The following is a 12,355-nucleotide window of genomic DNA, read 5'->3' as shown; positions in this document are numbered from 1 at the left end:
TGGCCCAGTGCGGCTAACCCGGCGTCCTGCCGGGTTACCCACGGATTCAAGCCTGCGTTCGGCCAGCGTGGTTTAACGGGGCGCCTAGGATCAAAAGCAGATCAAGATCAAAAGCCAGATCAAGAGCGACTCGCTTCGCATCGTGGTTACGGTTGGGCGCAGCTGGGTTGTGTAGATACCTATGCCCCGATGAGGCCGCCAGCCCTCACACATACCTCAAACCGTGCAACATCTGGTAACGCCTCCATCAAGCGTTACCAAATGTGAGTCCTTATCATTTGCGCACTTTTTGCAAATGAGAGACCGCACCCATGTTGGCATCCAAGCGCCTCCTGACTGCCCTGGCACTCACCCTGATCGGCAGCGCCACCGCGCAGGCCGCCGACGAAGTGGTGGTCTACTCCTCGCGCATCGACGAACTGATCAAGCCGGTGTTCGACGCCTATACCCGCAAGACCGGCGTACAGGTGAAGTTCATCACCGACAAGGAAGCCCCGCTGATGCAGCGCATCAAGGCCGAGGGCGAAAATGCCACCGCTGACCTGCTGCTCACTGTCGACGCCGGCAACCTCTGGCAGGCCGAGCAGATGGGCATCCTGCAGCCGTTCACCTCCGAGGTGATCGACAAGAATATCCCGCTGCAATACCGCTCCTCGGCCCATGCGTGGACCGGTTTGAGCCTGCGCGCGCGCACCATCGCCTATTCCACCGACCGGGTAAAACCGGGCGACCTGACCACCTACGAAGCCCTGGCCGACAAACAGTGGGAAGGCCGCCTGTGCCTGCGCACGGCCAAAAAGGTCTATAACCAGTCCCTGACCGCCACGCTGATCGAGACCCACGGCGCGGCCAAGACCGAAGAAATCGTCAAAGGCTGGGTGAATAACCTGTCCACCGACGTGTTCTCCGACGATATCGCCGTGCTGGAGGCGATCAACGCCGGGCAGTGCGACGTGGGTATCGTCAACACTTACTACTACGGTCGCCTGCACAAGCAGAAGCCGGACCTGGCGGTGAAGCTGTTCTGGCCGAACCAGGGCGACCGTGGCGTGCATGTGAACCTGTCGGGCATTGGCTTGACCAAACACGCGCCACACCCGGCAGCGGCCAAGGCCCTGGTGGAATGGATGACCACGCCCGAGGCGCAGAAGATCTTCGCCGACGTGAACCAGGAGTTCCCGGCCAACCCGGCGGTACCGCCGTCGGCCGAAGTGGCGACCTGGGGCAAATTCGTGGCCGATACCTTGCCGGTGGAAGTGGCGGGCAAGCGTCAGGCCGAGGCGATCCGCTTGATGGACCGCGCCGGTTGGAACTGAGTTTCTAAATCGTTAAAGCTTTTTGTAGGAGCGAGCTTGCTCGCGAAAAACTCACAGGCACCGCGTTCATTCAGGAAGCGCGCGTTATCGTTGACGTTTTTCGCGAGCAAGCTCGCTCCTACAGACGGCCACCTCCCGCACTGTTTTATGTCTGCTGTCAGACAGTCCATTCCCAGGGAATTTGCTCTTGGCCCACCCCGCCCAACGCCGCTGGTACCTGCCGGTCTTCACCGTCGCCGCCCTGGTGCTGCTGCCGCTGAGCGTGCTGTTGCTGTCCTGGCAAAGCATCGATCTACAAATCTGGTCCCACCTGTGGGACACCCAGATGCCTCGCTTACTGGGCAACACCTTGACCCTGGTACTCGGCGTCGGCGTTGGCGTGACCTTGCTGGGGGTGAGCCTGGCCTGGCTGACCAGCCTTTGCGAGTTCCCGGGGCGGCGCTGGCTGGATTGGGCGTTGATGCTGCCCTTTGCGATTCCGGCCTATGTGCTGGCCTTCGTGTTTGTAGGACTGCTGGACTTTGCAGGCCCGGTGCAGACCCTGCTGCGCGAAGGGTTCGGCGCCGGGCTGCGCCTGCCCCGCGTGCGCTCCACCAGCGGCGTGATCATCGTCTTGGTGCTGGTGTTCTACCCCTATGTCTATCTGCTGGCACGTTCGGCATTCCTGGCCCAGGGCAAGGGCTTGATGGAAGCGGCACGGGTGCTGGGCCAGTCGCCGTGGCAGGCGTTCTGGCGCGTGGCGCTGCCCATGGCGCGGCCGGCGATTGGTGCCGGTGTCGCCTTGGCCCTGATGGAAACTCTGGCGGATTTTGGTGCGGTCTCGGTGTTCAATTTCGACACATTCACCACCGCCATCTATAAAACCTGGTACGGCTTTTTCAGCCTGTCCAGCGCCGCCCAACTGGCCAGCCTGTTGTTGCTGGTGGTGATGCTGGTGCTGTATGGCGAACGGCGCGCGCGGGGAGCGAGCCGACCCGGCAACGAGCGCCCGCGCAGCAAGGCGCTGTATCACCTGCGTGGGTTCAAGGCGGCCGCGGCCAGCGGTTGGTGTGGCCTGGTGTTCGCCTGCGCGTTTGTGATCCCGATGCTGCAACTGGTGGCCTGGTTCTGGCAGCGCGGCCGCTTCGACCTGGATGAGCGCTACACCGGCCTGATCGTGCATACGCTGTACCTGGGTGGGATAGCGGCGCTGGTGACTGTCAGCGTGGCGCTGATACTGGCGTTCGCCAACCGCCTGGCGCCGACGCGGGCGATCCGCTCCGGCATCAGCCTGGCGAATGTCGGTTATGCCTTGCCCGGGTCGGTGTTGGCGGTGTCGATCATGTTGGCCTTCAGCTATCTGGACCGCGAACTGGTGGTGCCGCTGTCGGGCTGGCTGGGCGGCGCGGGCAAGCCGTTGCTGCTGGGCAGCCTGTCGGCGCTGGTGCTGGCGTATCTGGTGCGATTCCTGGCGGTCGCCTACGGGCCTCTGGAAAACAGCCTGGCGCGTATTCGCCCGTCGTTGCCCGAGGCCGCACGCAGCCTGGGCGTGAGTGGGCCACAACTGTTTTGCAAGGTGTATCTGCCGCTGTTGCTGCCCGGCACCCTGAGCGCGGCGCTGCTGGTGTTTGTCGATGTGCTCAAGGAAATGCCCGCCACCTTGCTGATGCGCCCGTTTGGCTGGGACACCCTGGCGGTGCGCATCTTTGAAATGACCAGTGAAGGGGAATGGGCGCGGGCCTCGCTGCCGGCGTTGACCCTGGTGCTGGTCGGGTTGCTGCCGGTCATCGGGTTGATCCGACGCTCCGCACGACAAATCGGCTAGGTGCCAGTCCTACAGCTTGCGGCTACAATGCGCGGCATTCGGTGTGCTCCGTCTTTCGGATCGACCTGCTGTATGTGGCTGCGGGCCTTGTCGTTCAAGGTGTTCGGCGCAAGTGGCAGCTCTGCGCACCTTCGCCAAGCCCGGAAGGAGAAACCCATGGGACAGCGTACGCCTCTGTATGACCTGCATCTCGCCCTCGGCGCGAAAATGGTCGATTTTGGCGGTTGGGATATGCCTTTGCATTACGGCTCGCAAGTTGAGGAGCACCATCAGGTGCGGCGCGACTGCGGGGTGTTCGATGTATCTCATATGACCGTGATCGATGTCACCGGCCCCCAGGCCAAGGAATGGCTCCAGCACCTGCTGGCCAATGATGTCGATCGATTGCACGGCTGCGGCCGCGCGTTGTACAGCGCCATGCTCAACGAGCAGGGCGGGGTGGTGGACGACATGATCGTCTACCGTACCGAAACCGGTTACCGACTGGTGGTCAACGCCGCCACCCGTGACCAGGACATGGCCTGGATGCAGGCGCAGCTGGGCAGCTATCAGGTGCAGTTGCAGGAGCGCTCCGAGCTGGCCATGCTCGCCATTCAAGGGCCCCACGCGCGGCAGAAGATCGCCGAACTGGTGACCCAGTCCCGTGGCACCCTGATCCATCAGCTCAAACCTTTCGAAGGCCAGGCCGACGGCGACTGGTTTATCGCCCGCACCGGTTACACCGGCGAAGACGGCCTGGAAATTGTCCTGCCTGCCGACCAGGCGCCGGGGTTTTTCAACGACCTGGTGGGCGCCGGTATTTCCCCCATCGGCCTCGGCGCGCGCGATACCTTGCGCCTGGAGGCCGGCATGAACCTGTATGGTCAGGATATCCACCAGCAGGTGTCGCCCCTGGCCGCCAACATGGCCTGGAGCATCGCCTGGGAACCGGCAGGGCGCAATTTTATCGGCCGCGCCGCGCTGGAAGCGGAAAAAGCGGCCGGTGTGCAGTTCAAATTGGTCGGGCTGGTCCTGGAAGAACGTGGGGTTCTGCGTGCTCACCAGGTGGTTCGTATCGCCAATGTTGGCGAAGGGGAGATCACCAGTGGTAGTTTCTCTCCTACGCTTAGCAAATCCATTGCCCTGGCGCGTGTACCGACGGCGACTGCCGACCGGGCCGAAGTGGAAATCCGCGGTAAGTGGTACCCGGTTCGAGTGGTCAAGCCGACCTTCGTCCGCCATGGCAAAACCTTGATCTAACTATTTTCCGGCAGGCCATTGGCCGCTGACATTTCTTCTTGAGGACACAGACTATGAGCAATATCCCTGCCGACCTGCGTTTTGCCGAAAGTCATGAGTGGGCCCGTCTGGAAGCCGACGGCAGCGTGACCGTCGGGATCTCCGACCATGCTCAGGAAGCGTTGGGCGATGTGGTGTTTGTTGAGCTGGCCGAGGTGGGTGCCACATTTGAAGCCCAGGGCCAGGCGGGTGTGGTTGAGTCGGTGAAGGCGGCTTCGGACATCTATGCCCCGGTTGCAGGCGAGGTGATTGCGGTCAACGAAGAGTTGAGCGGCAGTCCTGAGCTGTTGAACTCCGACCCTTACGGCGCCTGGATCTTCAAGCTCAAGCCAAGCAACGCGGCTGATCTGGAGAAACTGCTGGACGCTGCCGGCTATAAAGCCGCTATCGGCGAGTAAACACAGAACCCAATGTGGGGGAGGGGGCTTGCCCTAATGCTGGTCAGTTAGCGCAGATCCCCTGTGGGAGGGGGCTTGCCCCCGATGGCGGAGTGTCAGTCTCCTCATCAGTGGCTGACTCACCTCAATCGGGGGCAAGCCCCCTCCCACATTAAGTGATCAGCCTGCTTTCAATACCGTTTTGACCGCCGCCACAGCCCGCTCCACATCCGCCTCCGTCATCGCCGTGAACATCGGCAACGACACGATCAATCGCCCAACACGCTCCGCCACCGGGAACATCCCTTCCTTGAAGCCCTGTGCCCGATACAGGCTCAGCAGGTGGATGGGCGGGTAGTGATAGCCAATGCCGACGCCAAGGGCCTGCATCTGCTCCATAAACGTAGCGCGGGCGGGCAGACCATCCTGACGCTCCGGCAATACCAGTTGGAACAGGTGCCAGTTGCTGTTTTCGAAGTCCGCCGGCGGCAGTTGCGCGCCGTACTGTTGTTCAAAATCACTGCCGAAGCATTCGAAGTAGTGGCGTGCCAGGTTCTGGCGATGGGCGGTGATCTTCTCGATGTGGGCAAATTGCCCGAGGCCGATGGCAGCGGCGATATCGGTCATGTTGAACTTGCCGCCCAGCACGTCCACATCCAGGCCATCGAAACCGCTGCGGGTCACGCCTTGCAGGCGGTATTTCTCGGCCAGGCGGGCTTCTTCGGCGTTGTTCAGCACCAGGCAGCCGCCTTCGGATGAAGTGATGTTCTTGTTCGCCTGGAAGCTGAACGACACGAAGTCGCCGGTAGCGCCGATGCGTTCGCCGTCCCAACTGGACCCCAGCGCCTGGGCGGCATCCTCGACGATGCGCAGCTTGTACTTGTTGGCCAGCGCATAGAGCATCGGCATATCCAGCGGCAAACCGGCCAGGTAGACCGGGATGATTGCCTTGGTGCGTGGAGTGATCGCCGCTTCAACCTGAGCCAGATCGATGTTGCGGGTGACCGGGTCGATATCGGCAAAGACCGGAGTGGCGCCCACCTCGAGGATGACATTGGCCGTGGCGACCCAGGAGATCGGCGTCGTGATGACTTCATCCCCAGGCCCGATACCGGCGATGCGCAAGGCAATTTCCATGGTGCAGGTGCCGGAGTTGAAGGTGCGCACCGGGCGGCCGCCAAAGTATTCCGACAACTGCGCTTCGAATGCCTGCACCTTCGGTCCACTGGTGATCCAGCCGGAACGCAGGACATCGCCGACCGCCGAGATCGTGGCTTCGTCAATGGTAGGTTTGGAGAACGGCAGAAAAGGCTGTTGGCTCATGACGAAGAAGGCATCCGGTAGGCGATGAGTGATGGACGTGTGAGTCCTGCATGGTTGCACGGCTCGACTGAATATAGCCTGTCGCCCGTGAACGATTCGTCATGTTGCAGGCAAAAAAATGCCGCTTGAAAAAGCGGCATTTTTTACGCTGTAGTCGTTACTCGGTAACAGCGTTCTTCGCGAGGATGGCGTTGGCCAGTTCCATGTCCGTGGCCTGCAGGCCAGGGTTGTCGGCGCGCACTTTCTGCATGGCCGCTTCCAGGTACGGGCCGCGGATGCCGCCGTCGCTGGCGACGAAGCTGCCGGCGTCGTCCTGGGCGGCGACGACCATTTTGTGGTCCTTGAAGGTCAGGTAGGTCGAGCCGGTGGTGGCGCCCGACGAGATGACATTACGCCAGAAGCTGTCGGCCATGGCTGAGCCGACAGGGAGGGAGAGCACAGCGAGGGTTGCGACAGCATATTTAAGACGCATGATGGGTGACTCCGGTGGGTTATCTGTACGTTTTGATTGTAGTTAACCTTATCCAGTTCCATCACTGACTAAACAGTTTCAACCTTTAAAACCACGCCATCCTGCCCAATTACGCGGACTTGAGCGCCTACAGGGGCATCGGTACCGGTGACCATCCATACGCCATCGCCGACCTTGACCTTGCCCCTGCCGTCCACTATCGCCTGATGCACCACGAACGTGCGCCCGACCAGCTCTGAGCCGCGCTCGTTCAAGCCGGGCTGGTCGCTGGCCTTGGCGCTGCTGCGTTGGCGTCGCCACCAGTACACGGCCGTCAATATCGACAACAGGGCGAACAGCAGCAGTTGCCACTCAAGTCCAAGGGGCGGGACGATAAACTTGATCACGCCCACGGCCGCTGCGGCGATACCCATCCACAACAGGTAGCCTCCGGCACCGAACACCTCAAGAATCAACAACACGGTGCCCAGCGCCAACCAGTCCCAGAACGAAAGATGCTGCAGGAAATCCCACATGGTGGCGACCTCAGCCTTTCTTGTTGTCGAAGGTGGCTTTGACGATCTCGCCGATACCGCCCACGGCACCAATCACCTGGCTGGCTTCCAGCGGCATCAGGATAACCTTGCTGTTGTTGGCCGATGCCAGCTTGCCCAGGGCATCGATGTATTTCTGCGCGACGAAGTAGTTCACCGCCTGCACGTTGCCGGAGGCGATCGCTTCCGAGACCACCTGGGTCGCGCGGGCTTCAGCCTCGGCCTGACGTTCACGGGCTTCGGATTCGAGGAAGGCGGCCTGGCGGCTACCCTCTGCCTCGAGGATCTGCGCCTGTTTCTTGCCCTCGGCTGTAAGGATCGCCGAGGCTCGCAGGCCTTCGGCTTCAAGGATCTGCGCACGCTTGATCCGTTCGGCTTTCATTTGCCCGGACATGGCCGCCATGAGGTCGGCGGGCGGGCTGATGTCCTTGATTTCGATACGGGTGATCTTGATGCCCCACGGCGCCGTGGCTTCGTCGACGGTGCGCAGCAGCTTTTCGTTGATACCGTCGCGCTGGCTGAGCATGGCATCCAGCTCCATGGAACCGAGCACCGTACGGATATTGGTTTGCAGCAGGTTGCGAATGGCATGTTCGAGGTTGTTCACCTCATACGCGGCCTGGGCAGTGTTGACCACCTGGAAGAAGCACACGGCGTCAATCTGCACGGTGGCGTTGTCGGCGGTAATCACTTCCTGGGGCGGGATATCCAGCACGCTTTCCATCACGTTGATCTTGCGGCCGATGCGGTCCATGACCGGGATGATGATGTTCAGGCCGGGCTTGAGGGTGTTGGTATAGCGGCCGAAACGTTCGACGGTCCACTGGTAGCCCTGGGGCACCACCTTGAAACCCATGAACAGGATGGCAATGGCCAATCCCACGAAAAGAAGCAGTACGGTTCCGATCTGCATTGCGATTCCCTATCTGATGATGTCAGTGACACGACGTTCGGTCGATTGTAACGGTGTCGTCACGGATAAGGACGGTTTCATTGCCCAATGCTCAAAGGATTTGTTTCTGAATCCCCAGGGGTAACCCTGAGGACCTCCGCCAGCGTCGTCAGCCCCGCCTTCATCTTTTGCATGCCGGCCATCCGCAGGCTGTGCATGCCTTGCCCGAGTGCGGCATGGCGCAAGGCCTGAACGTCAGCGCCGGGGGTGATCAGCGCCTTGAGGGTTTCATCCAGGACCATGATCTCGTAAAGCCCGGCCCTGCCCCGATAGCCACTGTCGCGGCACTCTCCACACCCGACCGCTGCGTAGACGTTGGCCACGGCGCGTTTGCAATGGGGGCACAGCACACGCACCAGGCGCTGTGCCATGACGCCTATCAGCGTCGCCTTGATCAAATAATGAGCGATGCCCAACTCCTGCAAGCGGCTGATGGCGCTCGGCGCATCGTTGGTGTGCAGCGTTGACAGCACCAGATGCCCGGTCAGCGCTGCCTGGATCGCCATCTCGGCGGTCTCCTGGTCGCGAATCTCGCCGATCATGATGATGTCCGGGTCCTGGCGCAGCAACGCGCGGATACCGCTGGCGAAGGTCAGGTCGATGTTGTGCTGCACCTGCATCTGGTTGAATGCCGGCTCGACCATTTCGATGGGGTCCTCCACCGTGCACAGGTTGACCTCCCGGGTCGCCAGTTGCCTGAGGGTGCTGTAGAGCGTGCTGGTCTTGCCCGAGCCGGTGGGGCCGGTGACCAGAATGATGCCGTTGGCCTGTCGGGTCATGATCTGCCAGCGCTGCTGATCGTCGGCGGACAGCCCCAGTTGATCGAAATCCTTGAGCAGCACCTGGGGATCAAAAATGCGCATGACCAACTTTTCGCCGAAGGCGGTGGGCAAGGTCGACAGGCGCAGTTCCACTTCAACGCCCGCCGTTTTCATGTTGATGCGCCCATCCTGGGGCTTGCGCTTCTCCGCCACATTCATACGCCCAAGGCTTTTCAGCCGGCTGACGACAGCGGTGGTGACCTGGGGCGGAAATTGGTAGACGTCATGCAACAGCCCGTCAATGCGAAAGCGCACACGCCCCTGTTCGCGGCAGGGCTCGATATGGATATCGCTGGCCCGTTGATCAAAGGCGTACTGCAACAGCCAGTCGACGATATTGACGATATGCGCGTCATCGGCATGCGGCTCGCTATCGCCGGCGCCCAGGCTGAGCCGTTCGACAGTACCGGGGGGCGCCATTTGCTGGTCGGCGCCGCTGACCGATTTGGCCAGACGGTAAAATTCATTGATACAGCGCTGGAGGGTTTGGGGGTTGGCCACCACGCGCTTGATCGAGCGTTTGAGTACCTGGGACAGCCCGGCCTCCCAACCGCTGACATGGGGCTGAGCGCTGGCAACCGTCACGCTGCGCGCATCCACGGCCACTGCAAGGATGGCGTGACGCTGGGCGAAGGCGTGGGACATCAGCGGCACCACCGTCGCCACGTCGATCTTCAGCGGGTCGATGCGCAGATAAGGCTGATCGACGTGCCGGGCCAGCCACTGCGTCAGTGTTTCCAGGCAGGGCCCTTGTGCGGCGATCGTTTCCAGCGGGTGCCGGGCGCTGGCAGGCGCGGACGATAGCTGTCGCGCCGTCTCTGGCGTAATCAGTTGCTGCTCGATCAATGCAGGCAGCAACTGTTGCAGTTCCAGAGGGCGATCTTGCAGGACGGGAGACATGGAGGTTCCTGGCGTCGGGGTGTAATCCCAGGCTAGCCAGCTTCTGAACATTCGCCCTGGGCGTGTATTGCAGGCTTTTGCCGAGAGGCTGCCACCACGGCGTGAGGCCGCGCGCTACCTGCCGGCCACAGCTCAACGGAACACACGCTGATCAGGTTTCGAAACTTTTCACCGATCACCTGGGCGCGATGCCAGCTCAGGCCTTCCATCACGATGTCGATATGCAGCAGGTCGTCTTGCCTGTTCACGATCACCTGGCTGGGCGTGAGAAATTGCAGCGCGAAGTAATTCAGTACCCGGCACAGCACGTCCGGTTCCGCCTCTGCAGCGATCCGATAATGGGCCTCGCACTGAAGGCTATCGACAGCCCACGCATCGGCGCGGGTGACAGGGTGGACGGTTTCGACGGCGTGCATGCTGACTCTCCAGATTCGACTGGAGAAATTTTTACATTCGCCTTCGGAGATTTCTTATCTAAGATGCGCATGAATCGCAGAAAATTGAATCAGTTAATTCAAGATAAGCGCCATAGAAGGTATTTTTATGCACAGTGAGTTGGACGTGTATGACCGGCGTATCCTGGCTCTGCTGCAAGAGGACGCCTCACTCTCCAGCGCGCAGATCGCCGAACAGGTCGGCCTGTCCCAGTCGCCCTGCTGGCGGCGCATCCAGCGGTTGAAGGAAGAGGGCGTGATTCGCGGCCAGGTGACGCTGCTGGACCGCAAGAAAATCGGCCTCAACACGCAGATCTTCGCCGAGGTCAAACTCAACGCCCACGGTCGATCCAACTTCACCGAGTTCACCGAGGCGATTCGTGGCTTTCCGGAAGTGCTGGAGTGTTACGTGCTGATGGGGGCGGTGGATTTTTTATTGCGCATTGTTGCGTCGGACATCGAGGCGTACGAGCGGTTTTTCTTTGACAAGTTGTCGATGGTGCCGGGGATTCAGGAGGTCAATTCGATTGTGGCTTTGTCGGAGATCAAGTCCACCACCAGCCTGCCAGTATTGCGCTGACAGAGGCGGCCTCATCGGGGCAAGCCCCCTCCCACAGGGGAACGCAATCCAATGTGGGAGGGGGCTTGCCCCCGATGGCGATATTACAAACGCAGCAAGGTCTTCCAGGCCCGGTTCTGATACACCGCAATCGCCTGGTGCATCCGCGCATCCAGCGACTCATCGGTAATCGGCTGGTTGGCCAGGTGCGCCAGCTTGTTCAGCTCGCCGTACAAGCGGTCCAGTTCCGGGGTGTCCACCACGTGGCGCGCATGGTGCAGCCAGGCCTGGATGCGTTCGATGCGCGGCAATTGCTCGGCCAGGTCTTCGGGCTGCTGCTGGTAACGCGGCAGTTGCAGGGCAACGGCGTCATCGGCCAACAGGCGCGGTAGCCAGTTGGTGATCTGCGCGGCGCCCTGACGGTTGCCACGCACGTTGCGCGCTTCGGTCCAGGTGCGGGCCAGCAGCCAGCGCGAGGTGTTCAGGGAGAACAGGCCCCAGCGCACATCCTGCAATTCTTCAACGAACTGCTCCGGTGCGGCTTTGCGAATGTCTTCATCGTCGTCACCGGCCTGGACCAGCGGGCGCCAGTCTTCCAGCAACGCATCGAGGGCACTGCGCAGCTCACTGGTGGATTGACGCGGCGCGGCCTGGCCGAGGCTGCCGATCAGGGCGCGCAATTCGCCGAGGTTCTCGACCCAATCCTGCAGCAGACGCCAGTGGCCATTGAAGCGATATTGCTCGGCCAGGCGCTGGCTGCTGCCCAGCAGGTGCCACATGATTGCGGCGAAGGCATCGTCCAACGGCATTTCGGCGTGAATCTGCGGTGCCGGCAGGCTCAGGGAATAGCTGCTGGCGTCGTACAGGCGATAGCCACGTTCGGCCTTGCTGATGTCACAGGGCATCAGCGCCAGGGTCGCTGCCAATTCTGCGGCCAGCTCCAGCAACGCTGCGGGCTCGCCTTCGCGCAGTTCCAGTTCCAGCTCGCAGATTTCTTCCTTCTGCTTGCCGACGACCACATGGCCCAGGTCCAGGGCGGCTTCGATCACCACCTTGGCCTTGCCGCGACCCCAGGCGATTTCGGCGCGTTCACGCACGAAGTCGGTGGTAAAGATCGGCTTGAGGGTCTTTTTGTCCAGCTCGGCCAGTTGCTCGGGCCAGCACTCGCCGTCGAGCTTCTTCACGTCGAGCTTGGCTTTGGGCAGGTCCCAGTTGTATTCGTTACGTTCCGACAAGCCGGCAACACTTTGGCCGCGGGTCTTGAGGGTCTGGATGATGTCGTCACCGTCCTTGCGCAGGCGCAGGGCCACCTTGGCCTGGGCCAGGTCGCGTTCGGGGGTGTCGAAGTACTGATTCATCAACTCACGGCGTTCCCAGCCACTTTTGTTGCGTTTTTTCAGTAGCGGGTGCTCACGCAGCGCGGCGAGTGTTTCGCGGCTGACGCGGAGCTTGATTTCGGTTTCTTTCTGCATGGCCGGAAAATCCAGGATCGGGAGCGCAGCCGGGGAAAAGTGTGGCTGCCAAGGTCGTGCAGTGTACAGGACTGAGCCCGGCAACGTGCCGCAACGGTTTATTGTGTCGTGCAG

The 12,355-nt window shown here is 61.4% G+C and carries 12 protein-coding genes; 5 read left to right on the top strand and 7 right to left on the bottom strand.

The features are described 5' to 3' along the window. Window positions 1-311: 311 nt before the first annotated feature. The 4 genes from J1G34_RS09120 to gcvH all read left to right on the top strand — a co-directional run bounded on the left by J1G34_RS09120 (window position 312) and on the right by gcvH (window position 4,796). Entirely contained in the window at window positions 312-1,316 is a 1,005-nt protein-coding gene (locus J1G34_RS09120) for an extracellular solute-binding protein (protein ID WP_065887027.1), read from the top strand. Window positions 1,317-1,503: 187 nt separating this feature from the next. After that, window positions 1,504-3,120 (top strand): ABC transporter permease, encoded by a 1,617-nt coding sequence (locus J1G34_RS09115; protein ID WP_065936957.1) that lies wholly within the window; start codon window positions 1,504-1,506, stop codon window positions 3,118-3,120. Between the two features lie 156 nt (window positions 3,121-3,276). Next, on the top strand, window positions 3,277-4,359 hold the full coding sequence (gcvT, locus tag J1G34_RS09110; RefSeq protein WP_065897672.1) for a glycine cleavage system aminomethyltransferase GcvT: 1,083 nt from the start codon (window positions 3,277-3,279) through the stop codon (window positions 4,357-4,359). A gap of 53 nt (window positions 4,360-4,412) precedes the next feature. Then, a complete protein-coding gene (gene gcvH, locus J1G34_RS09105) occupies window positions 4,413-4,796 on the top strand; it encodes a glycine cleavage system protein GcvH (protein ID WP_065887030.1) in 384 nt (127 codons plus the stop codon). 159 nt (window positions 4,797-4,955) lie between these two features. Here the strand turns inward: gcvH and J1G34_RS09100 are convergent, their stop codons facing one another. The 6 genes from J1G34_RS09100 to J1G34_RS09075 form a co-directional block, all read right to left on the bottom strand. Continuing rightward, entirely contained in the window at window positions 4,956-6,098 is a 1,143-nt protein-coding gene (locus tag J1G34_RS09100; protein WP_065887031.1) for a DegT/DnrJ/EryC1/StrS family aminotransferase, read from the bottom strand. A gap of 157 nt (window positions 6,099-6,255) precedes the next feature. Further along, window positions 6,256-6,570 carry a DUF2388 domain-containing protein gene (locus J1G34_RS09095; RefSeq protein ID WP_057723397.1) on the bottom strand — a complete coding sequence of 105 codons (315 nt, stop codon included), beginning with the start codon at window positions 6,568-6,570 and terminating at the stop codon, window positions 6,256-6,258. 68 nt (window positions 6,571-6,638) lie between these two features. Next, on the bottom strand, window positions 6,639-7,085 hold the full coding sequence (locus J1G34_RS09090) for an NfeD family protein (RefSeq protein WP_065887032.1): 447 nt from the start codon (window positions 7,083-7,085) through the stop codon (window positions 6,639-6,641). 10 nt (window positions 7,086-7,095) lie between these two features. Continuing rightward, window positions 7,096-8,016 carry an SPFH domain-containing protein gene (locus J1G34_RS09085; RefSeq protein ID WP_003176797.1) on the bottom strand — a complete coding sequence of 307 codons (921 nt, stop codon included), beginning with the start codon at window positions 8,014-8,016 and terminating at the stop codon, window positions 7,096-7,098. 77 nt (window positions 8,017-8,093) lie between these two features. Continuing rightward, a complete protein-coding gene (locus tag J1G34_RS09080; protein ID WP_222993842.1) occupies window positions 8,094-9,776 on the bottom strand; it encodes a GspE/PulE family protein in 1,683 nt (560 codons plus the stop codon). A gap of 32 nt (window positions 9,777-9,808) precedes the next feature. Next, window positions 9,809-10,192 (bottom strand): hypothetical protein, encoded by a 384-nt coding sequence (locus tag J1G34_RS09075; protein WP_065893889.1) that lies wholly within the window; start codon window positions 10,190-10,192, stop codon window positions 9,809-9,811. A gap of 127 nt (window positions 10,193-10,319) precedes the next feature. Here J1G34_RS09075 and J1G34_RS09070 point away from each other — a divergent pair, with 127 nt between their 5' ends. Continuing rightward, window positions 10,320-10,790, top strand: coding sequence for an Lrp/AsnC family transcriptional regulator (locus J1G34_RS09070; protein ID WP_043046970.1), 471 nt, complete (start codon window positions 10,320-10,322; stop codon window positions 10,788-10,790). Between the two features lie 83 nt (window positions 10,791-10,873). On the opposite strand, the gene J1G34_RS09065 is transcribed toward J1G34_RS09070, so the two are convergent. Beyond that, entirely contained in the window at window positions 10,874-12,241 is a 1,368-nt protein-coding gene (locus J1G34_RS09065) for a CYTH domain-containing protein (RefSeq protein ID WP_222993840.1), read from the bottom strand. Window positions 12,242-12,355: the final 114 nt, after the last annotated feature.

Origin of the sequence: Pseudomonas sp. Wu6, assembly GCF_019891515.1 — a bacterium.
Taxonomy (GTDB): Bacteria; Pseudomonadota; Gammaproteobacteria; order Pseudomonadales; family Pseudomonadaceae; genus Aquipseudomonas; species Aquipseudomonas orientalis_A.
This window is presented reverse-complemented; position numbering and strand designations above follow the sequence as displayed.

Bases quoted from the DNA above. Each gene is read 5' to 3' on its own strand.
- J1G34_RS09070 (WP_043046970.1), top strand. From the start codon at position 10,320: ATGCACAGTGAGTTGGACGTGTATGACCGGCGTATCCTGGCTCTGCTG.
- J1G34_RS09095 (WP_057723397.1), bottom strand. From the start codon at position 6,570: ATGCGTCTTAAATATGCTGTCGCAACCCTCGCTGTGCTCTCCCTCCCT.
- J1G34_RS09120 (WP_065887027.1), top strand. From the start codon at position 312: ATGTTGGCATCCAAGCGCCTCCTGACTGCCCTGGCACTCACCCTGATC.
- J1G34_RS09090 (WP_065887032.1), bottom strand. From the start codon at position 7,085: ATGTGGGATTTCCTGCAGCATCTTTCGTTCTGGGACTGGTTGGCGCTG.
- J1G34_RS09075 (WP_065893889.1), bottom strand. From the start codon at position 10,192: ATGCACGCCGTCGAAACCGTCCACCCTGTCACCCGCGCCGATGCGTGG.
- J1G34_RS09080 (WP_222993842.1), bottom strand. From the start codon at position 9,776: ATGTCTCCCGTCCTGCAAGATCGCCCTCTGGAACTGCAACAGTTGCTG.
- J1G34_RS09085 (WP_003176797.1), bottom strand. From the start codon at position 8,016: ATGCAGATCGGAACCGTACTGCTTCTTTTCGTGGGATTGGCCATTGCC.
- gcvT (WP_065897672.1), top strand. From the start codon at position 3,277: ATGGGACAGCGTACGCCTCTGTATGACCTGCATCTCGCCCTCGGCGCG.
- J1G34_RS09100 (WP_065887031.1), bottom strand. From the start codon at position 6,098: ATGAGCCAACAGCCTTTTCTGCCGTTCTCCAAACCTACCATTGACGAA.
- J1G34_RS09065 (WP_222993840.1), bottom strand. From the start codon at position 12,241: ATGCAGAAAGAAACCGAAATCAAGCTCCGCGTCAGCCGCGAAACACTC.
- gcvH (WP_065887030.1), top strand. From the start codon at position 4,413: ATGAGCAATATCCCTGCCGACCTGCGTTTTGCCGAAAGTCATGAGTGG.